At 71.9% G+C, this 20,589-nt stretch carries 21 protein-coding genes; 6 read left to right on the top strand and 15 right to left on the bottom strand.

Annotated elements, in window-relative coordinates:
• Window positions 1-3: 3 nt before the first annotated feature.
• The 6 genes from CP984_RS16365 to mshD form a co-directional block, all read right to left on the bottom strand.
• Window positions 4-1,209: a CHAD domain-containing protein gene (locus CP984_RS16365; protein ID WP_371280485.1), complete on the bottom strand. Its 1,206-nt coding sequence runs from the start codon at window positions 1,207-1,209 to the stop codon at window positions 4-6.
• A complete protein-coding gene (locus CP984_RS16370; RefSeq protein ID WP_003981277.1) occupies window positions 1,193-3,475 on the bottom strand; it encodes an RNA degradosome polyphosphate kinase in 2,283 nt (760 codons plus the stop codon). The genes CP984_RS16365 and CP984_RS16370 overlap by 17 nt, the downstream gene beginning before the upstream one ends.
• 321 nt (window positions 3,476-3,796) lie before the next feature.
• Entirely contained in the window at window positions 3,797-4,051 is a 255-nt protein-coding gene (locus CP984_RS16375; protein WP_030417430.1) for a hypothetical protein, read from the bottom strand.
• 233 nt (window positions 4,052-4,284) lie between these two features.
• Complete coding sequence (locus CP984_RS16380) at window positions 4,285-4,767, bottom strand: ATP-binding protein (protein WP_003981279.1); 483 nt, start codon at window positions 4,765-4,767, stop codon at window positions 4,285-4,287.
• Window positions 4,768-4,771: 4 nt separating this feature from the next.
• Entirely contained in the window at window positions 4,772-5,656 is an 885-nt protein-coding gene (locus CP984_RS16385) for an MEDS domain-containing protein (RefSeq protein WP_003981280.1), read from the bottom strand.
• A 314-nt stretch (window positions 5,657-5,970) separates the two neighbouring features.
• Window positions 5,971-6,918 carry a mycothiol synthase gene (gene mshD, locus CP984_RS16390; RefSeq protein ID WP_003981281.1) on the bottom strand — a complete coding sequence of 316 codons (948 nt, stop codon included), beginning with the start codon at window positions 6,916-6,918 and terminating at the stop codon, window positions 5,971-5,973.
• Window positions 6,919-7,053: 135 nt separating this feature from the next.
• Here mshD and CP984_RS16395 point away from each other — a divergent pair, with 135 nt between their 5' ends.
• Window positions 7,054-8,886: a bifunctional metallophosphatase/5'-nucleotidase gene (locus CP984_RS16395; protein WP_063604370.1), complete on the top strand. Its 1,833-nt coding sequence runs from the start codon at window positions 7,054-7,056 to the stop codon at window positions 8,884-8,886.
• 72 nt (window positions 8,887-8,958) lie between these two features.
• Here CP984_RS16395 and CP984_RS16400 read toward each other — a convergent pair whose 3' ends face one another.
• The gene (locus CP984_RS16400) at window positions 8,959-9,879 is read right to left on the bottom strand and encodes an META domain-containing protein (protein WP_078575068.1); all 921 of its coding nucleotides are present in this window, start codon (window positions 9,877-9,879) and stop codon (window positions 8,959-8,961) included.
• A 197-nt stretch (window positions 9,880-10,076) separates the two neighbouring features.
• Here CP984_RS16400 and CP984_RS16405 point away from each other — a divergent pair, with 197 nt between their 5' ends.
• On the top strand, window positions 10,077-10,598 hold the full coding sequence (locus tag CP984_RS16405; protein ID WP_003981284.1) for a DUF3574 domain-containing protein: 522 nt from the start codon (window positions 10,077-10,079) through the stop codon (window positions 10,596-10,598).
• Window positions 10,599-10,743: 145 nt separating this feature from the next.
• On the top strand, window positions 10,744-11,460 hold the full coding sequence (locus CP984_RS16410) for an NADPH-dependent F420 reductase (RefSeq protein WP_003981285.1): 717 nt from the start codon (window positions 10,744-10,746) through the stop codon (window positions 11,458-11,460).
• A gap of 24 nt (window positions 11,461-11,484) precedes the next feature.
• Here CP984_RS16410 and CP984_RS16415 read toward each other — a convergent pair whose 3' ends face one another.
• Window positions 11,485-11,700, bottom strand: coding sequence for a DUF4287 domain-containing protein (locus tag CP984_RS16415; protein WP_003981286.1), 216 nt, complete (start codon window positions 11,698-11,700; stop codon window positions 11,485-11,487).
• 91 nt (window positions 11,701-11,791) lie between these two features.
• Between CP984_RS16415 and CP984_RS16420 the strand changes: the two genes are divergently transcribed.
• Window positions 11,792-12,226, top strand: coding sequence for a VOC family protein (locus CP984_RS16420; protein ID WP_003981287.1), 435 nt, complete (start codon window positions 11,792-11,794; stop codon window positions 12,224-12,226).
• A gap of 6 nt (window positions 12,227-12,232) precedes the next feature.
• Here CP984_RS16420 and CP984_RS16425 read toward each other — a convergent pair whose 3' ends face one another.
• Together CP984_RS16425 and CP984_RS16430 are read right to left on the bottom strand one after the other, a co-directional pair.
• Entirely contained in the window at window positions 12,233-12,430 is a 198-nt protein-coding gene (locus CP984_RS16425; protein ID WP_003981288.1) for a DUF397 domain-containing protein, read from the bottom strand.
• A gap of 10 nt (window positions 12,431-12,440) precedes the next feature.
• Window positions 12,441-13,298 (bottom strand): helix-turn-helix domain-containing protein, encoded by an 858-nt coding sequence (locus tag CP984_RS16430; protein WP_003981289.1) that lies wholly within the window; start codon window positions 13,296-13,298, stop codon window positions 12,441-12,443.
• A gap of 132 nt (window positions 13,299-13,430) precedes the next feature.
• On the opposite strand from CP984_RS16430, the gene CP984_RS16435 reads away from it, so the two are divergent.
• Window positions 13,431-13,889, top strand: a complete 459-nt coding sequence (locus CP984_RS16435; protein WP_003981290.1) for an ATP-binding protein — start codon at window positions 13,431-13,433, stop codon at window positions 13,887-13,889.
• 22 nt (window positions 13,890-13,911) lie between these two features.
• On the opposite strand, the gene CP984_RS16440 is transcribed toward CP984_RS16435, so the two are convergent.
• Entirely contained in the window at window positions 13,912-14,766 is an 855-nt protein-coding gene (locus tag CP984_RS16440; RefSeq protein ID WP_003981291.1) for an NAD(P)H-binding protein, read from the bottom strand.
• 257 nt (window positions 14,767-15,023) lie between these two features.
• Here CP984_RS16440 and CP984_RS16445 point away from each other — a divergent pair, with 257 nt between their 5' ends.
• The gene (locus CP984_RS16445) at window positions 15,024-16,397 is read left to right on the top strand and encodes an LmeA family phospholipid-binding protein (RefSeq protein WP_003981292.1); all 1,374 of its coding nucleotides are present in this window, start codon (window positions 15,024-15,026) and stop codon (window positions 16,395-16,397) included.
• A 45-nt stretch (window positions 16,398-16,442) separates the two neighbouring features.
• On the opposite strand, the gene CP984_RS16450 is transcribed toward CP984_RS16445, so the two are convergent.
• From CP984_RS16450 to CP984_RS16465, 4 genes are all read right to left on the bottom strand, one after another.
• A complete protein-coding gene (locus CP984_RS16450) occupies window positions 16,443-17,942 on the bottom strand; it encodes a sensor histidine kinase (RefSeq protein ID WP_030417429.1) in 1,500 nt (499 codons plus the stop codon).
• On the bottom strand, window positions 17,939-18,676 hold the full coding sequence (locus tag CP984_RS16455) for a response regulator transcription factor (protein ID WP_003981295.1): 738 nt from the start codon (window positions 18,674-18,676) through the stop codon (window positions 17,939-17,941). The genes CP984_RS16450 and CP984_RS16455 overlap by 4 nt, the downstream gene beginning before the upstream one ends.
• 161 nt (window positions 18,677-18,837) lie before the next feature.
• Entirely contained in the window at window positions 18,838-19,140 is a 303-nt protein-coding gene (locus CP984_RS16460; protein WP_030180042.1) for a hypothetical protein, read from the bottom strand.
• Between the two features lie 259 nt (window positions 19,141-19,399).
• On the bottom strand, window positions 19,400-20,545 hold the full coding sequence (locus tag CP984_RS16465) for a S1C family serine protease (RefSeq protein WP_030180045.1): 1,146 nt from the start codon (window positions 20,543-20,545) through the stop codon (window positions 19,400-19,402).
• Window positions 20,546-20,589: the final 44 nt, after the last annotated feature.

Raw genomic sequence — 20,589 nt, forward strand, 5'->3', positions numbered from 1 at the left:
CCCTCATCCCTTCCGGACCGGCTGGGCCGCCTCGGGGACCGGGGCCGGAATCCAGGCCCGGCCGAACGCGAAGCGCGCCGCCTCGACTTCGTGGCGCTGGTCGGCGTGCAGGACGCCGAGTGCGTAGGCGGTGGCGGGGGCGATGCGCGGGGTGCGGGCGGCGGCTGCCGCGGCGGCAGCGGCCTCGGCGGCGTCGCGGTGGCGTTCCAGGGCCCGGCCCGCCTCGGCGAGCCGTGGGTCGATGTCGTCGGGGTCGAGCACTTCCTGCGCGTACCGGCTCAGGCGGGCCAGTATCCGTACCTGGTGCCAGGGCGCGTCCTGGCGGGCGTCGGAGGTGAGCGCGTCGGCGTTGTACGGGTGTCCGGCGCGGGCCAGCGGCAGCGCCGCGACGGCCTCCGCGAGCCGCCGGTGGGCCTGTTCGGCCAGCGGCGGCAGGACGTCCGCCGCCGGCCGGTCGGCGGCGACGGTGAGCGGCGCCTCCGAGGCCAGTACGGCGACGGCGTCGGCGACCGCGTGGAAGCGGGAGGAGCCGAGCGCCTGGAGGGCGGCGGAGTGCGCACGGGTGCGGGCGAGGGTGATCTGCCGTTCCAGCAGGGCCCCGGCGCGCGCCGCCCCGGCGGAGAGGAGCGCGTCGGCCTCCCCGGCGTCCGCGCCGTCCCGGCCGGAGGCGGCGGGCGGGGCTTCGGCAACGGTGGCGTTCCCCGCGGCCGTACGGGCCGCAACGGCCTCGCGTTCCCGTTCCGCGCGGCCGGTCAGCCGTTGCAGCGCGCCCAGCAGGCGGTCCAGCCGTGCCGTACTGGCGTGTTCGCGGCCCAGCGTCCCCGAAAGCCAGGCCAGTTCGCCGCGCAGCTGGTCGGCCCACTTCTCGTCCGTGAGCGGGCGGAAGGTGTGCAGCGCGCCGCCGATCCGCCGGGCGGCGGCGCGGAGCTGGCGGGCGGCCTCGCGGGTGCCTTCCGCGTCGGAGCCGCTTTCGCGGTGGGAGCGCAGGCTGCGCAGGAAGTCCGTCGCCTGGTGGTGCAGATGGGCGGCGAGGACTTCGCGGGCGGTGTGTCCCGTAAGCGTGGGGCTGCCGGTTCCGTACGGGCGTGGCCGGCCGCCTGAGCGCGGCGGCGAGCCGGTGCGTGCCGGGCCGTCGGCCAGCGCGGCGGGCGCGCCGCCGGGCCCGGCGGGCTCGTAGCGGAGCGGGGGGAAGTCATGTCGCTGGGCCACGCCGGCGCCTCCGGGCGTCAATGAGCATTTCCTGTACGTTGCGCAGCGGCGCGCCGTCCGCGTCGACCGCGTGCCGGGTCCAGTTGCCGTCCGGGCCCAGGTGCCAGGACGAGGTGGCGTCCGACGTGCCGGTCTCCAGGAGCCGGTTGAGGGCGGCGCGGTGGCCCTGGTCGGTGACCCGTACCAGCGCCTCGATCCGCCGGTCCAGGTTGCGGTGCATCATGTCGGCGCTGCCGAGCCAGACTTCGGGCTCACCGCCGTTGCCGAATGCAAAGACCCGGGAGTGTTCGAGGAAGCGGCCGAGGACGCTGCGCACCCGGATGTTCTCGCTGAGCCCCTCGACCCCGGGCCGCAGGGCGCAGATGCCGCGCACCCACACGTCGACCGGCACACCGGCCTGCGACGCGCGGTAGAGCGCGTCGATGACGGCCTCGTCCACCATCGAGTTGACCTTGATGCGGACGTAGGCGGGCCGCCCCGCGCGGTGGTGGGCGATCTCCTTGGTGATGCGCTGGACCAGGCCGTCGCGCAGCGACTTGGGGGCCACCAGCAGCCGCCGGTAGGTCTCCCGGCGGGAGTAGCCGCTGAGCCGGTTGAAGAGGTCGGAGAGGTCGGCGCCCACCTGCGGGTCGGCGGTCAGCAGCCCCAGGTCCTCGTACAGCCGGGCGGTCTTGGGGTGGTAGTTGCCCGTCCCCACGTGCGCGTAACGGCGCAGCATCTCGCCTTCCTGGCGGACGACCAGCGACAGTTTGCAGTGCGTCTTGAGCCCGACCAGCCCGTACACGACATGGCAGCCCGCCTCCTCCAGTTTGCGCGCCCATTTGATGTTGGCCTGCTCGTCGAAGCGCGCCTTGATCTCGACGAGGACGAGCACCTGCTTGCCGGATTCCGCGGCGTCTATCAGGGCGTCGACGATCGGTGAGTCGCCCGAGGTGCGGTAGAGCGTCTGCTTGATCGCCAGGACGTCCGGGTCGGCGGCGGCCTGCTCCAGGAACGCCTGCACGGAGGTGGAGAACGAGTCGTACGGGTGGTGGAGCAGCACGTCACGGGCGCGCAGCGCGGCGAAGATGTCGGGCGCCGAGGCGGACTCGACCTCGGCGAGGTCGCGGTGGGTGCCCGCCACGAACTTGGGGTACTTCAGCTCCGGGCGGTCCAGCGCCCCTATGCCGAACAGGCCGGTCAAATCCAGGGGTCCGGGCAGCGGATAGACCTCGGAGTCGGAGACCTTCAGCTCCTGGACGAGCAGGTCCAGTACGGCGGGGTCGATGGTCTCCTCGACCTCCAGGCGCACCGGCGGCCCGAAGCGGCGCCGCATCAGCTCCTTCTCCAGCGCCTGGAGCAGGTTCTCCGCGTCGTCCTCCTCGACCTCCAGGTCCTCGTTGCGGGTCACCCGGAACATGTGGTGGGCCCGCACCTCCATCCCCGGGAACAGCTCCTCCAGGTGGGCGGCGATCACGTCCTCGATGGGCACGTACCGCTGCGGAGCGGCCTCCAGGAAGCGGGAGAGCAGCGGCGGCACCTTCACCCGTGCGAAGTGGTCGTGGCCGCTGACCGGATTGCGTACGACGACGGCCAGGTTGAGGGACAGGCCGGAGATGTACGGGAACGGGTGCGCCGGGTCGACCGCCAGCGGCGTGAGGACCGGGAAGATCTGCTGCCGGAACAGCGTGAACAGGCGGGCCTGCTCCTTCTCGGTCAGGTCGGGCCAGCGGATCAGGTGGATGCCCTGGTCGGCGAGTTCGGGGGCGACGTCCTGCTGGTAGCAGGCGGCGTGCCGCGCCATCAGCTCGCGCGAGCGGGTCCAGATCAGGTCCAGCACCTCGCGGGGCTGGAGGCCGGAGGCGGAGCGGGTGGCGACACCGGTCGCGATGCGCCGTTTGAGGCCCGCGACGCGGACCATGAAGAACTCGTCGAGGTTGCTCGCGAAGATCGCGAGAAAGTTGGCCCGTTCGAGCAGCGGGGTGGCCGGGTCCTCGGCCAGTTCCAGTACCCGCTCGTTGAACGCCAGCCAGCTCCGCTCACGGTCCAGGAAGCGGCCGGCGGGCAGTTCCTCGCCGTCGGCGCCTGCCGCGCCGGATTCCTCGTAATCGTCCAGGTCGGCGTCGAGATCCGGCTCCAGCTCGGGCACCGGCACGGCGACCGCGTGCGGCCGGTGCGCGGCTATGGAGCCCACCGACGGCTGCGCGGACGGCGGCAGGTGGTCCGCCGCCCGGGACGCCGGCGTCTCGGTACGGTCCGTTGCCTGGGCGCTGGGCTGCTGGTTCATGGCCTTATTCTTCCGCGCCGAGGGCGATACCAGCCCGTCGGACGGAGTCGGTACGGGGCGCAGGCGGCGACCGGCGGCGTTCGGGACAGCGGGCTGCATTCAGTGATGCTCGCAAGCGACGTTGAATCACCGGTAACGCGGACATGGCGGCCAGGCAAGCGGGCCGCTACTGGCCGGTGTTTACATTCCCGTGTCTTGTGCGGGACGGGGCGCGCCCCAGGGCGCACAAGGGGGCGCGCGAAGGCCCCGGCGTGCGCCCCCGGAGGGGACCACGGCGCCATCGTGCTTGCCGCGGTACGGCGGGGAACAGGGCCGTACGGGTTACTTCAGCGGGTTCAGGGGGATGTACTCGCTCGTTTCGTCCGCGAGGAGGAGGTCCGGATTGACATCGGCCCCACCGCAGTGGTTGTAGGGGATCTGGCTCGACATCTGCAGGAGGTTGCTGTCGGCCAGGCCGGGATTGCCCTGAGCGGCGGTCTGCACCAGCCCCGAGTGGTGAAGCGTGAGGCACTTGGTGCCGAATGAGGCGGCGCCGATACTGGCGGTGCCGCCGGCACGCGCGTGGGGCGCGGTCATCAGCCCCGTTCCGACCATCGTGATGGCCAGCCCTACCGTTACCGCGACACCCCTGATGTGCATGGGCTGCGAACGAGGCCCGGCGACCGCGGGTACGGGCGGTGCCGCGGTAGGACAGTCGGACGATTGGTCGTTCGCCCCAGGGTCACCGGCATGCACGACGCATTCACCCATACGTGAACCACCCGTTCAGCGGCGCATCGACGTCGGATCAGCAGGCTTCAAGCCCCTGATCAGCGGGCCGGGGGCGTCAACCGTACGCAGAACGTGACGACGGCCCCCCGCGGCCGGCCGCCGACGCCCCGGCCGATCTCCAGACTGTCCGTGAGCTGTCGTACGGTCCACAGGCCCCACCCCGCCGCGCTGCCCAGTCCGGGGGCGCGGTCCGGGATGACGGACGCGTCGAAGCCCGGACCGCTGTCGGAGACCCGGCAGCACACCAGAAGCCCGTCGCGGTACAGCGCGAGCCGCCCGCCGCCCCCCGCGTGCCGGATCGCGTTGTCCGCCACCTCGTTGGCGGACACCAGCAGGGCGTCGCGCCGGTGCCCCGCCAGGCCCAGGCGGGCCGCGTACGAGCCGATCAGAAGACGCAGCCGCGGCAGGTCGGCCGAGCCGAAACCGGTCTCCAGGCAGCAGTCGGCCGGCAGATCCGGGGCCGGCCCCCCCGGCGGCCGGTCCGGGCCTCCGGCCGGGGAGCCCTCGGTCGTCGGTCCCATTGCGTCACTCGCCTTCCACCGTCAGCTGCGGGATGTCGAGCGCCCCCAGAAGCAGGAACGTGTGGGTGTGTATGCCGCCGCCCCGGACGACGACGTGCCTGCCGTGCGCGGCGGCGGCCAGCCGCAGTACGGCCCGCGCGCAGTAGACGTCGAGGAAGGTCAGCTCGGTGAGGTCCAGGACCAGGCGCGGCGCGGGGGAAGCGGCGACGCGGCGCAGGGCGGCGTCGAACCGTTCGCGGGTGGACAGGTCGGCCTCACCGATCAGCCGCAGCCCGTACGTGTCGTCGCCGCCCTCCGTGAGCGGGGCGGCCAGCAGGCTGCCGGGGCGCTCCAGCAGCGCCGTGGGGTGCCCGGCCGACGCCCGGTCCAGCACCTCGTCGCTGAAGCGGGTCTCGTCGTAGGTGCAGATCTCGGTGTAGCGCGCGTCGTCGAACAGGTAGTGGCAGCCTTCTCTCTCCCGCCACAGCACCTGTTCGATGTCCGCGCCGAAGGCCGCCACCCACGCCATGTCGATGGCGCTGCGGACCCGCGCGTACCCGTCGTCCAGCGCCTCCTCGACCTCCCGCCGCAGCCCGGCCATCTGCCGCTCCACCGAGAGGGGCCGCGGCCGCCACATCCGGTCCATGGCGAGCAGCTTCAACTGGCCGCGGCGTACGGAGAAGCCGACCGGCGGCCCGTACGCCTCCAGGTGCTCCAGCACGGTGGCGTTCGGCAGGGCCGGGTCCGCGAAGAGCAGCACCCGCTCGCCGCGGCTGATGCCGGCATGGGCGTACGAGCCGATCGTGGCCCACCGCGATTCCTCGTCCGTGTAGCTCGCGAAGGCGTGGTCGCCCGGCCGCAGACGCTCCACCGACACGATGCGCGCGTGCTCCTCGGCTTGGAAGGGCAAGGAACTCTCCTACGTCTGCCGCTGTTTCGGCGCCTGCCGCCATCCCGGCCGCCCTCGCCGAATGCGGGAGCACCCGGCCGTACCGAGTGCGGGCACCCGGCGGCAGGGTAGCGGGACGACGGATGCCGTCGCCCCGGGAGACGGGTCGACGGCATCCATGGTCCGCTGCGGAGTGACGGGCGATCGGTTGTGATCGTTGAGCGGCTCAACTCGGCGCGTTTATGAGGCTGGTTGCATACGGGGGTTCCGGGCGGCGGCCGCCCCCGACCTGCCGTGCGCCCGCGCCCGCGCCCGCCGCGCTGTCGCGCGCCCCCTCAGGTCTCCGTGCGGTACATCAGGTCCGTCTCGTGCGTGGTGAACCCGAGCCGCTCGTAGACCGAGACGGCGGGGCCGTTGTCCGCGTCGACGTACAGCATCGCCGTCGGCACGCCCTGTGCCGCCAGATGCCGCAGGCCGATGGCGGTGAGCGCCTTGCCGAGGCCGCCGCCCTGCGCGTCCGGCCGGACGCCGACCACGTACACCTCGCCCAGCCCCTCCTCCGAGTGGACCTTGGTCCAGTGGAAGCCGATCAGCCGGCCGCCGCGCTCGGCGAGGAAGAAGCCCTTGGGGTCGAACCAGGGCTCGCTCTTGCGGTCGTCGAGGTCCCGCTGGGTCAGCGAGCCCTGCTCGGGGTGGTGGGCGAAGGCCGCCGCGTTGGCCTCCAGCCACGCCGCGTCGTCCGTGCCGGGCTGGAAGGCGCGTACGGTCACGCCTTCCGGAAGCACCGGCTCCGCCAGGTCCAGGTTGTTCAGCGGCCGGCGCATCTGCCGAAGCTCGCGGAAGAGCGTCATGCCGAGGGTCTGGGCGAGATGGCGGGCCGCGGAGTGCCCGCCGTGCGCCCACACCCGCAGGCGGCGGCCGGACTGCTCCAGCAGCCCGGTGCCCAGCGCGCGGCCGTGGCCGTGCCCCCGGTGGGAGGGGTGCACGACCAGTTCGGCGGCGGGCGCCTCCACGGGGTCGGTGTCCTCCAGCTGTGCGTAACCGGCGAGCGCCCCGGCCTCGTCGTCCGGGCCGCCCGGTACGTACAGCAGCAGGTGCCGTACGCCCTCGCGCCGTCCGCCGCGCAGCTGGAGACGCCCCTGTTCGGACACCGCGGGCTGTCCGTCCGTCGCCGCGGCCAGCTCGATCAGTTCGAGGACGGCGGCGGCCGTGTCCGGCGCCAGTGCGTCCGCCACCTCGATCCGCCGGCCGGTCCGGGCCTTGTCCTGTGCTGCGTCAGTCATGCCTCGAAGCGTACGGCCCGGACGCCGGTACACCCGATGCACACCGGTCCGTCACCCGGTACCCCCTGTTCCGCTACGCGCGTTGACCGTACGCTACGTCCGCTCGGACACCAGCCCACAAGGGGGACCCACCTCATGTCACCGAGACCTCAGCGGCGGCGCGCGACGCGTGCCCTGACGGCCGGGGCGGCGGCGCTCGCCGTGGCCGCCGGCATCACGGCGGCGGCAGCGCCGGCCGGTGCCGAAGGCACCGCGGCCGCCTCGCACGCCCGCCACGGCGGCCACTCCGGCCGCACCGTCGACGTCCAGCTGCTCTCCTTCAACGACTTCCACGGCAACCTGGAGGCCCCGCAGGGCTCCTCCGGCACCGTCGAGGAGGTCCAGCCCGACGGCAGCCGCAAGAAGGTCGAGGCGGGCGGCGTCGAGTACCTCGCCAACGCGCTGCGTACGGCGCGCAAGGGCCACCCGTACTCCGTCACCGCGGCGGCCGGTGACATGGTCGGCGCCAGCCCGCTGCTGTCCGGGCTCTTCCACGACGAGCCGACCATCGAGGCGATGAACAAGCTCGGCCTGGACGTCACCTCGGTCGGCAACCACGAGTTCGACGAGGGCCGCGCCGAACTGACCCGCCTCCAGAAGGGCGGCTGCCACCCCAAGGACGGCTGCTACGAGAAGGGCAAGCGCTTCAAGGGCGCCGACTTCCCCTACCTCGCCGCGAACGTCACCGACGAGAAGACCGGCCGCCCGATCCTCAAGCCGTACACCGTCTGGAAGCACAAGGGCGTCAAGATCGGCTTCATCGGGGTCACGCTGGAGGGCACGCCCGACGTGGTCAGCGCCAACGGCGTCAAGGGCCTGAAGTTCCACGACGAGGCCGAGACCATCGACAAGTACGCCAGGGAACTGGACCGGCAGGGCGTGAAGTCGATCGTCGCGCTGATCCACGAGGGCGGCATGCCCGCCTCCACCGCGTACAACTACGACTGCGACAGCCCCGGCCCCGGCTCGGGCATCTCCGGGCCGATCGCCGAGATCGCCAAGAAGGTCACCCCGAAGGTGGACGCGCTGGTCACCGGCCACACCCACCAGGCGTACGCGTGCACCGTCCCGGACCCGGCCGGCATGCCGCGCACCGTCACCTCGGCCGCGTCCTTCGGCAAGCTCTACACGGACACGACGCTCACCTACGACCGGCGCACCAAGGACATCGTCCGTACGACGGTGAAGTCGGCCACCGCGCGCAACCACGTCGTCAACCGCACCCAGCCCAAGGCCGCCGACATGACCGCGCTGATCCAGCGCTGGAACAAGCTCGCAGCGCCGGTCGCCAACAAGCCCGTCGGCTACATCTCCGCCGACATACCGGGCCGCGGACAGGCGACACCCGAGACGCCGCTCGGCGACCTGATCGCCGACGCGCAGCTGGAGGCCACCGGGGCCGCGGACAAGGGCGGGGCGCAGCTCGCTCTGATGAACCCCGGCGGTATCCGCTCCGACCTGGCGCACAAGGCGTCCGGGAGCGAGGGCGACGGCGTGGTCACCTACGGCGAAGCCTTCACCGTGCAGCCCTTCACCAACATGACCAACGTCGTGACGCTCACCGGCGCACAGCTGCTCACCGCGCTCCAGCAGCAGGTCAGCGGCCCGAACGAGGCGTCCCCGAAGATTCTCCAGGTGTCGAAGGGCCTGGCGTACACCCTGGACCTCACCAAGTCGGGCGCCGACCGCGTCGTCAAGGACTCGGTGCGCCTGGACGGCGCGCCGCTGGACCCCGCGAAGACCTACCGCGTCGCCATGAACGAGTTCCTGGCCGGCGGCGGTGACGGCTTCGCCGTCCTGAAAGAGGGCAAGGACAAGTACGTCGGCCCGTCCGACCTGGACGCCTTCACCGCGTACCTGACCGCGCACTCGTCGGCCACCGCGCCGCTGGCGCCGCCGAAGGCGGACCGGATCACGGTGGTCAAGTAACGGGCGGGGGTTGTCGGTAGGTGTGGGGCCGCGGTCCGGCGGGGATCCGCCGGGCCGCGGGCCGTAGCGGCGTCAGTTCTTCTGGTTCTTCTGCTTGGCGCCCGCGACGAACCCGGTGGCCAGATTGTGGTACGGATACGTGCTCGCGGTCAGGTAATCCGGGCCCAGTTGGTAGCCCACTGTCTGATCGAGCCGCTGGCGTACCTCTTCTTCCGTACTCATCACCGCTTTTGAGCACCGCTTGTCCGTGGTCGGTTCGGCCTGCGAGAACGTGATGGTCTTTGGGCCGATATCGGCCTTCCCGCGGTAATCGTTGCAGCCGAAGTTCCCGCGGAAGGTACCGTCCTCGTCGAGGACGAAATACACCTTGCCGATATCCGGAGCGTGGGCGTCGATGGCCCACTCTTCGTCGCTGTGGTCGAGCTTGCTGATACGCCACTCGCTGCCGACGAGGGATACGGGCCGGTTCTTGTGCAGCACGAGTTTCGACCCGTGCGAGTCGGTCAGATTCACCCAGGAGTAGTTGGTGGTGATCTTCAACTCACCGTCGAGGACCTGCTGGACGTCCTTCTCGTAATCCAGATGCCGCGCGTCGCAGCTCTTCCCGCCGTCCGGTCCCGGCAGGGTCTCCCGGTCCCGTACCGTCACCGTGTCGCCCTTGATATCGGCCTTCGCCCGGAACTCGTGGCAGCCGAAACTCCCGGACGCCTTGCCGGCCCCGTCGAACTTCACCCAGGCTGCACCCCGCGGCGCCCGCTTGAGCCCGCTGTCTCCTATGGACAACTCCCATATGTCCCAGTGCTGACCGGCCAGGGGGAGCGGATTCTCCTCGTCGGTCGAGGAGTCGTCCGATGCGGGTGCCGCGCTGGACCCGCCCTCTCCCTGGCCCTGCGCTTTACGGTCCGTGCCGCAGCCGGCGAGGCCGGTCACACTCACCAGAAGTGCCGCCGACGCGATGGCCGTGCGCCGTACTCCCCTGCCCCCGAATGGCATATAGGTCACTTGCCTTCCCCCTCCTTCTGCCTGACTGCCCGGATGACGGTCAGGCGGTACCGCCGAAACCGCCCATTCCCCGACGCCATGGCTCCCTGTTCCTCCACACTCGACACGCCTGCATCGCTCACCACCCTCTCAATGCGTCGCAGCGCAAGGAAACGGCCCACCTCACGCTTTCCCGGAAGGAACAGCCGATGACGCCGATCTCCGACGACTCCCCGCGCGCCTCTCGCGGACCCCGCCGCTCCCGGTCGCGCCTGGCCGCGATCACGCTCAGCGCCGCGCTTCTGGGCGCCGGTGCGCCCACCGCGTACGCGGCACTGACCGACGACGCCCGGCCCGCCACCACGCGCACCGCCGCCCCGCCCCAGAAGGCCGTCGAGGGGCGCCCGTACATCGAGACCAGCCTCCTGTTCGGCACCGCCCGGCCGAACGGCGGGCCGCCGGTCACCGACAAGGAGTTCCACGCCTTCGTGGACGCGTACGTCACGCCGCGCTTCCCCGCCGGGCTCACGGTGCAGGACGGCTACGGGCAGTACCGCGACTCCCACGGCACGATCGAGCGGGAGCGCTCGTACGAGCTGATCCTGCTCTACCCGACGTCCCAGGCCCGGCCCAACGGCCCGAAGATCGAGCAGATCCGCGCCGCCTACATGAAGCGTTTCGGCCAGGAATCGGTGGCCCGTATCGACGACAGCGCGCGGGTGGACTTCTGAAGGTGGCCGACCACCACCCATGCATGTTCACCCTAGGGTGAACATAGGCTAGGGTGGCCGCAGCCCGGCCGGGAGCGGCAGGGGGGTGCACCCGCGCACCCGGCCGGGCCGACGATCCGCCACGACAGCAGCGAGGTTGAGGGCCATGACGACTCTGGGAATCATCGGAAGCGGGCACATCGGCGCGGCGGTCGCCCGGCTGGCGGTGGCGGCCGGCATGCAGGTCGTCCTGGCCAACTCCCGCGGCCCGGAGACCCTTGCCCAGCTCACCGGCGAACTCGGCCCGTCGGCCACGGCGGGCACCGCCGAGGAAGCCGCGCTGGCCGGCGATGTCGTCGTGACCGCCGTCCCGCTGACGGCCGTACCCAGCCTCCCCGTATCCGCCCTACGAGGCCGGACCGTCCTCGACACCAGCAACTACTACCCGCGCCGCGACGGCCGGATCACCCCGCTCGACACCGAGGAGCTGACCACCAGCGAACTGGTGCGGCAGCACTTGCCCGGGGCCCGCCTCGTCAAGGCGTTCAACAACATCCTGGCGCACCACATCCCCCAGCTCGCCCGCCCCTCCGCCGCACCGGACCGGTCCGCGCTGCCCATCGCCGGCGACGACGGCGACGCGAAGCGGACGGCGGCGGCCCTGATCGACCGGCTCGGCTTCGACACGGTGGACGCCGGGCCGCTGGCCGAGAGCTGGCGCTTCGAGCCGGAGTCGGCCGCCTACACCCGGCTGTACGCCGCCGACCCGGACGTCCCACGCGAGCGCCTGTTCGACGTGCCGGGCCTGCCCGTACCGGCCGAGGGCCTGTGCACGGCCCTCGCCCACGCCCAGCGCGTACGCGTCGCCAACCGCACGTACTGAGCGGTGCCGTCGGCCCTCCCCGGCCTACTTGCCCTTGTCCTCCGCGAGCGTGTGGGCGACCAGTGCGTTGGCGTGGCCGTGCCCCATCCCGTGCTCGGTCTTGAGCCAGCCGACCAGCTCCATGTGCTTGGCAAGCGACGAAGCGCGGATGAGGTCCTTCCACTCGGCTATCGGCTTCCCGTACTTCTTCTCGATCGACGGGAAGTAACTGGCCGGGCCTTTCACAGCGGTTTCAGTCATGGCCGCAGTCTGACACCCACCACTGACAACGCCCCTTCCTCCGCCCGGAAAATGGGCGGCCGGGCGGCAGGCCCCCTGCTATGTTGCGCCGATGTCCTCGATCAAGCAGGTCCAGATCACCTTCGACTGCGCGGAACCCGAACGCGTCGCCCGCTTCTGGTGCGAGGTGCTGGGGTACGTCGTACCGCCGCCCCCGGAGGGGTTCGCCTCGTGGGCCGATTACGACCGCACGCTGCCGGCCGAGCGGCAGGGCGCGTCGTTCGTCTGCGGCGACCCCTCGGGCGTGGGCCCGCGCCTGTTCTTCCAGCGCGTCCCCGAAAGCAAGGTCGTCAAGAACCGGGTACACCTCGACGTCCGCGTCGGCACCGGCCTCGTGGGCGAGGAACGCCTCGCCAAGCTCGAAGCCGAGTGCACACGCCTGGTCGCACTCGGCGCGACACGCGTGCGCGTTCTGCTCGCCGACGAGTACGACGAGTCGTGCATCGTCATGCAGGACGTCGAGGGCAACGAGTTCTGCCTCGACTGAGCGGAACTAGCCCCTCCGGTCAAGCCTGCCGGCCTTGATGTGGCCTATGAGGCCGCGCAGCGCTTGGGGGGCGGCCCCGAGGATGGTGTCGGGGGTGTCGCTTTCCACCAGGTTGACACCCTCACCGCCCTCGTCCACCGCCACGTAAACGCAGTTCGCCCCCTCGCCGCTGAACGACGATTTCTGCCATGAGCCGTGGCCCATCGGTCCCCTTTCACAGTTCGCGGGTGACGCCATGGATCAGGTCACGGGACTTGTCCGGCGTGAGGGCGCACCCTTCCATCCGGTCGAGTACCGACCGGTACTTGCCCAACTGGGCTTCCGCGTCCAGGAACTCCTGCCCGTGGTCCGTGTCGAGTTGGACGGTGTCGAGCTGCGGCACCGACGCGGACACGTACACGATGGGCTGGCCGGAACCGGGGAAAGCGCCGCCCCCGAAGGGGATGACCACGACGCTCACGTGGTCGCTTTCGCCCATCTCGTTCAAGTGCTTCAGCTGCTCCCGAGCTATGTCCCGGCCTCCGAAGCCCATCCGCAGGGCTGCCTCGTGCAGCACCACCGTCACCGGTGTCGGCCGGTCGCCGTAGAGGATGGACTGCCTCTTGATCCGGTGCGAAACGCGGTATTCGATCTCGTACGCCGCCAGCTTCGGGACAACCTCGCTGAAGATGGCCCTGGCATGAGCCGGGGTCTGCAGGAGGCCGGGCAAGTGGACGACGGACGCGACGCGCAGGCTCGTTGCGTGGTGTTCGAGTTCGGCCAGGTCCAGCAGACTGGCGGGAAGCAATTCGCGGTACTCCTCCCACCAGCCACGCGTGCGTCCGCCCGTCATGGCGGCCAACGAACCGATGAGCCGGTCATCGACGCATGCGTAATTGTGGGCCATGACCCGCACCCGTTCGGGCCCGACGGCGTACCTGCCCGACTCGATGTTGCTGATGCGGGATTGGTTGACCCCCAGCAGCCCGGCAGCCCCGGTCGTGGACAGACCGGCACGCTCCCGCAGTTTGCGCAGCTCAGCTCCGAGTCGCCGCTGTCGCAGCGTTGGGGGAGCACTTGATGGCACCAGCATCCCTTCCTGCCACCCGGGTCACCCACACAGGGGGACTTGGCCTTCATTCCGCCGCAGCAATGGAATATAGGCCACCTAAGGCCCTACCGTGTGTTCCAAGCCACTCCTCGCATCCCCTGACGGGAGACTGCCATGGCCACCGTATCCCCGCCCCAGAACTGGGCCTACACCCTCCAACTCCCCCGTTCCGCCGGGGCACCCCGGATCGCGCGGGTGATACTGCGGGCCGCGCTTGACCACCACGGCATGGAGGAGCTGGCCGAGGTGGCCGAGGTGGCCGAGCTGCTGACCAGTGAGCTGGTCACCAACGCGTATCTGCACACCGACGGGCCCTCCTCGGTGCGGATGCGGCGCGTGCGGGAGGGCCGGGTCCGGGTCAGTGTGTGGGACACCGACCCGGCGATTCCGGCCTCCTTCGGCGGGGCGGGGGCCGGTCCGGACGCGGAGGCCGGGCGTGGGCTGCTGCTCGTCCGGCTCTGCGCGGCCAACTGGGGCGGGCACCCGATCGGGTCGGGGCTCTTCGGGCTGGACGGGAAGGCGCTCTGGTTCGAGCTGGTCGCGGGGCGCGACGCGTTCGACGTCGCGGCGTAAGCGGAGCGCCCCGCCTGGCGGATCAGCGGAAGTCGGCGGCGTGGCCCTCGACCCACTGCTCGAACGTGCGGGCCGGGCGGCCGGTGACCCGCTCAACCGTGTCCGTGACCGGGGCCGTCGTGCCGACGGCGGTGGCGAAGAGGCGGAAGAGCTGGAGCAGCACCTCCTTCGGGACCCCCGGCGTCGCGCGCTCCTCGGCGGCCTGCTCCTCGGGGATCGTCTCCACCCGCGTGGGGCGGCCGATGACGCGGCCGATGGTGGCGACCTGGTCCTCCCTGGTGAGGGACGCCGGTCCGGTGACGACATACGCCTGACCGGCGTGCGCGCCCGTGGTGTCCAGGAGGGCCGCGCCGGCCACCGCGGCGAGGTCGTCCTCGTGTACGGGCGAGGTGGCGGCCCCGGGGTGCGGGTCGCGGACCACGCCCCCCTCCCGGATCTCCTCGGCCCACTGGAGCGCGTTGGCGGCGTACGCGCCGCCGCGTACGAAGGTCCACTCCAGGCCGGAGGCGCGTACCGCGTCCTCCACCGCGCCGTGCATCCGGGCGAGGAAGTTGTCGGCGTCCTGCGGGCCTTCGCTGACGGCTATGGAGGAGTTGAGGACGATGCGGCGCACCCCGGCCTTTACCGCCGCGTCCACGACGGTGCGGGCCGCGTCGCCGCCGCCCGCCGCCAGGTTGAGGAACAGCGCGTCGGCGCCGTGCAGGGCCGGTCCGAGCGAGGCCGGGTCGGTCAGGTCGGCCCGTACCGTCTCGGCCTCGGCGGGCAGGCCGGCCCGCTCGGGGTCGCGGGTCAGCGCGCGTACGGCGGCGCCCTCCGCGAGCAGGTGGTCGACCAGGCTGCGGCCGATGTTGCCGGTGGCGCCGGTTACTACGATCATCGCGGGGCCCTCCAGGGGGTGCGGCGAAGCTGTTGATTTCGGTCAACGCCGGGGCGCTCCGGTAATTCCCGACCGGCCGGTTCGGGCCAAGCGGGCGGGACAAGCCCGTGCAAATCTCACTTACCGCCAGTAGGACTTGCGTTCGAGGGTTGTACGCATGGTGGGATGTCCTGATGCGCATCCCCCCACGCATACCCTCACCCTCCTCGAACCTTCCCCCCACACCGGACACAGACGAACAGGGCAGCTCGGGCGATATGGGCAGTACAGCCGGTACGGACGGCACAGGCGGCACGTCCGGTGCGGGCGAAGGCGGCGGGAAGCGTCAGGGCCTCGGCGACGCTCCCGGCCGCGACACGGGCGACACCGCGCAGTTCGAGAAGATCAACCCGTACGCGGATCTGGCCGCACTGGCCGACCCCGAGCCGGACCCGGGCGCGGAGCCCGCGGGCGGCCCGGCTCGGCTGAACCGGCGTACGTACCTCAACGAGCGCGACGGCAGCGACGACCCGCTGGGCCTGGGCCTGCGCTCCGAGGACGACGATCCACAGGCGTGGGCGCCGCCGAACCACAGGCGCCGCAAGCGCGGGATCAGCCGCTTCGCGGCGGTGCCGAAGGCGGCGAAGCTGCTGGTCGCGGTCCTGGTGTGCATGGCGTTCCTGGCGCTGTCCGACCGGTTCGCCGTGCTGTACGCGCAGCACGCGGCCGCGGAGAAGATGAAGGAGTCGCTGCATCTGAACGCCGCTCCGGAAGTGGACATCAAGGGGTTCCCGTTCCTGACGCAGGTCGTCGGCAAGCGGCTGGACCAGGTGGACGTCACCATTCCGGACCTCGCGGCCGACCGGGTGTCGCTGGCCAAGGTCGAGGCGACCGCGAAGGACATACAGATCATCGGCGACCTGCCCAGCTCCCTCACGGGCGCCACGGTCGGCAGCATGCAGGGCACCGTGCTGCTGTCGTTCGACGACATGAACCGGGAACTGGGCGCGTCACAGGTCAAGTTCAGCGAACTGGGCCCGAACTCCGTGCGCGCGGTCGGGCAGCTGCCGATCGCCGGGCACGAGCTGCGCGTACAGGCGGAGGCGCACATCCGGCAGGCCGGTGACCGCGGGATCAGCACGGACATCAGCAAGATGCGGCTGGACATCGCGGACGTGGCCGTCTACCGCCCGGGCACCGGCAAGGAGGAGGGCCTGCGGCTGACCCGCAAGGCCGCGGCCGAGGTGAGCCGGCAGGCCGCCAAGGTGAAGGCCATGCTGGGCGTGCCCGCCATCGCGGAGCGCCTCGGGATTCCGCGGCAGACCATCGACGAAGCGCTGCGCAGCGAGAAGAAGCTGCACGAACTGACCGGCGCGCCGCGCTTCATCGAGCAGCTGATGCAGGTCAACCTCGTCGACGTGGTGATCGATCACCCGTGGCTGCTCCAGAAGGTCGGCATCGACCCGAAGATCCTGGGCGCGCTGTCCGGCCTGACCAAGCCGCAGCTGGCGGACCGGCTGTCGCTCTCCTTCCGGCTGCCCAAGACGCCCGGTGACGTGCGGCTGCGGGACATCTCGGTGGAGCGGGACGGAATCCGGGTGAAGTTCTCCGGGACCGGGCTGCCGATCGGGAGCGCGGCCAAGGGGAAGTAGGGCGGACGGACGGTGCCGGGGCGCGGGACCGCCCCGGCACGCCCCCTACTCCTCCGGCAGATCCGGCGGCGGCGTGGCCGCCCCGGGCAGGTTCAGTACGGCCTCCGCGCCGCCGCTCGCCGCCGCCCGCAGCTCCACCGTGCCGCCCGCCTGGTACGCCGTGCGCGCCACGATCGACAGGCCGAGCCCGCTGCCCGGCAGGCTGCGGGCCGACGGCGAGCGCCAGAACCGTTCGAAGACGTGCGGCAGTTCCTCCTCGGGAATGCCGGGGCCGTGGTCGCGCACCCGCAGTTCGCCCTTGCGCAGAGCGACCTCGACGGCGCCGCCCTCCGGGCTGAACTTGACCGCGTTGTCCAGCAGGTTGACCACCGCCCGCTCCAGCGCGGCCGGCTCGGCCCGTACGTACCAGGGGTCCAGCTCGGCGGTGATGTCCAGCGTCGGGCCGCGCAGCCGGGCTCGGCGCAGGGCCGAGTCCACGATGTCGTGCAGCGCGACGACCGGTACGGAGCCCGCGCCGCCCGGCCCGGTCTCCGGCGTACGGGAGAGTTCCTGGAGGTCGCCGATGAGCGCGGCCAGCTCCCCCATCTGCGCCTTCACCGAGGACAGCAGCGCCTGCTTGTCCTCGGCGGGCAGCTGCCGCCCGGACTGCTCGCTGCGCACCAGCAGGTCGATGTTGGTACGCAGCGAGGTCAGCGGCGTCCGCAGCTCGTGTCCAGCGTCCGCGATCAGCTGCTGCTGCAAGTCGCGGGAGGAGGCCAGCGCGGCGGTCATGGAGTTGAAGGAGCGCGAGAGCCGGGCGATCTCGTCCTCGCCATCGACGGGGATGCGGATCGTCAAGTCCTCCGTACGGGCGACATGTTCGACGGCTTCGGTGAGCCGGTCCACGGGCCTGAGGCCCGCGCGGGCGACCCACAGGCCCGCGGTGGCAGCGCCCAGCACACCCACGCCGGTGACGATCAGGAGGATCAGGGCGAGCTGGTTGAGGGGCTGGGTGACCGGGTCCATGGGGGTCGCGATGGAGACCGCGACCTGGTGGCCGGACGCGTCGATCAGCGGACCGCGGTACGGACGGGTGATCACCCTCATCTCCGTGCCGTCGGCGGCCCGGGTGGTGTGCAGCGCCTCGCCGGACCGGCCCTGCGCCACGTCCACGTCGGACGTCTCCGCGGGGATGCGGGTCTTCTCCCACCAGGTGCAGACGCTGCCGTCGGACATCACGATCTGCACCGTGTACGGCGTGGGCAGCCGCAGCTGGACGTTGCCCGGCACCGGGCTGTTGCACCTGCCCGCCAGGTCCTGCACGTACTCGGCGGCCACCCCCTGGCGCTTGAGGGTCTCGTCGACCTGTTCCGTCAGCCGGTCCCGGGTCACCACCCAGCAGGCAGCGGCCGACGCGGCCACGGCGACCGCCACGGCGACCGCCGTGAGCACGGCCAGCCGGGAGCGCAGCGGCAGCAGCCGGTAGCGGCGCACGATGCGTTCCTTGAGGCCGGGTCTCCTGCCGGTGGCGGGAGCCGGTGCGGAACCGGCCGGTTCCTGACTCATTCGGCGCCGCCCTCGGCCCGCAGCACGTACCCCACCCCGCGCACCGTGTGCACCAGCCGCGGTTCGCCGCCCGCCTCCGTCTTGCGGCGCAGATACATCACGTACACGTCCAGGGAGTTGGAGGTCGGCTCGAAGTCGAAGCCCCAGACCGCCTTGAGGATCTGCTCCCGGGTGAGCACCTGGCGCGGGTGCGCGAGGAACATCTCCAGCAGCGTGAATTCCGTACGGGTCAGCTCGACCTGCCGGTCCCCGCGAGTCACCTCCCGCGTCGCCAGGTCCATCCGCAGATCGGCGAAGGTCAGCGTGTCGCCCTCCGCGGGGGGCGCGCCGGCGGCCGCCGCGTAGGAGCTGCGGCGCAGCAGGGCGCGGATACGGGCGAGGAGTTCGTCCAGCTCGAAGGGTTTGACGAGGTAGTCGTCGGCGCCGGCGTCCAGCCCGGTGACGCGGTCGCCGACCGTGTCGCGGGCGGTCAGCATCAGGATCGGTACGGTCACGCCGCTCGCCCGCAGCCGCCGGGCGGCCGTCAGCCCGTCCATCCGGGGCATCAGCACATCGAGGACGATCAGTTCGGGGTCGTACGCGGCGACCTTCTCGACCGCGTCGAGGCCGTCGACGGCCTGCTCGGTCCCGTACCCCTCGAAGGCCAGGGAGCGCTGCAACGCCTCGCGGACGGCCGGCTCGTCGTCGACGATCAGGATGCGGGCGGGCTGGTCACCGTGCTCGGCGGGACTCATGGCTGTGACTACCTCGGATGTCGATGTGGACGGCTGACCGGGGATTCCGCGGTCCTGCCTGTCAGCCTCGCACGTCGGCGGCCGGGGCACGCCGCTCGGCACGGTGTTCAGCGCGCGCGGGGGATGCGGCACCGCGCGGCCGGGACATGGGGGCGTGGCGTTCACCTCCGGGCGGCCGCTGCCCGGGGCGGCCGGGCCGGGCCCGCCGCAGTGGGCCGCTTGGGGCGGGGGCGCGCCGCCGCCGCGACCTCGGCCGGGCGTTCCGTACGGGCTCCCGCCACCCGTGCCTCGGCCTCCGCCAGGTCGAGGGCCAGGTCCAGGTCGGCGGGCCCGGTACGGGCGTCCGCGCCGTGGTCGACGGTCCACACGCCCGCGCTGCGCCGTTCCTCGCCGGCGCTCCAGGCGATGGCGGCCGCGAGGGCGCGGCGGGCACGGTGGACCGGGACGGTGATCTTGCTGGCCATGGGGGCCTCCTCGTATGTGAGGTTCGGAGGGTGGGGCGGGAGAAGGAGGCAGGAGGGGGGAGCGGGAGAAACGTTTCGGGGGTGGTCACGGGGGCCGGAGTTCAGAGCCGACTGGTCCCGGGAGCCCGGAGTTCGGAGCTGGTCCCGGGAGCCCCGGGTTCAGAGCTGGTGCCAGGGACGGGAAGCGGCGCCAACGGCGGGAAGCGGCGCCCGATACGGCCCCGGAAGCGGCCGTACGCCTGACAGCCACCGCACCGCCTCAGCTGTTGCTGCCGCCCCCGGCCCGCAGCTTCGCCAGGTCCGCCTTGACCGTGTTGATCGGGATGGCGAAGCCGAGGCCGACACTTCCGGCCGAGCTGCTGCCCTGTGCGGAACTGGGCGAGTACATCGCGGAGTTGATGCCGATGATCTGGCCCTTCATGTCGATCAGCGCGCCGCCGGAGTTGCCGGGGTTGAGCGCCGCGTCGGTCTGGATGGCCTTGTACGTGGTCTTCGACTGGCCGGTGTCGCCGTTGTACTGGTTGCCGCCGAACTCGAACGGCCAGCCCGGGCCGCCCTGCTCCTGCCGGCGCTGGCGCCCGTCGTCCTTGGGGACCGTCACATCGCGCTTGAGGGCGGAGACGATGCCGCTGGTGACCGAGCCGGTGAGGCCCTCGGGCGAGCCGATCGCGACGACCTCGTCGCCGACCGCCAGGTTGTCGGAGTTGCCGAGCGAGGCGGTGGTGAGGTTCTTGGCGCCCTTGACCTTGATCAGCGCCAGGTCCTTGTCCGGGTCGGTGCCCACGACGTCGGCCTGCTTCTTGCTGCCGTCGCTGAAGGTGACCTCGACCGAGGAAGCGCCGGCCACCACGTGGTTGTTGGTGACGATCTCGCCGTCCGGGGTGATCACCACGCCGGAGCCGGTGGACTGGCCGCTGGACGTACGCGCCTTGATCTCGACTATGGCGGGGCTGACCGCCTTGGCGACCGCCGAGACACCGCCGCTCTTGGAGGAGCCCGCGTTGACCGCCGGGGTGGTCGTGCTCGCCTGCGGCCGGTCCGTCGCGCTCCCGATGAGCGCGGCGCTGCCGCCGCCTATCAGGCCGGAGGCCAGCGCCACGGCCGCGATCAGCGCGACCGGACGGCGGGCCCGGCGGCGCGGCGCGGGCGCGCCCGTACCGGTGACGTCGGGGCCTTCCGGACCGCCCGGGCCACCGGGGCCGCTCGGGTTGCCGAAACCGGCCGTGCCGCCCGGACCGCCGGGGGCCGCGGGGGTGTCCGCCGCCGACTGCTGCGCGCCATACGGGGGGTGGGGCGGGGGCGGCGGGTAGCCCGCCCCGCTCGTCCCGCCCTGCGCCTGCGGCCCGTGGGCGTAACCCTGGTACTGAGGAGTCTCGTCGCCGCTGCGGCGGTACGTTTCGGTCATGAACCCGACTGTGCGGGCCGACCATGAGAACCGTCTGAGAAGGC

The organism is Streptomyces rimosus (assembly GCF_008704655.1).
GTDB classification, from domain to species: Bacteria; Actinomycetota; Actinomycetes; order Streptomycetales; family Streptomycetaceae; genus Streptomyces; species Streptomyces rimosus.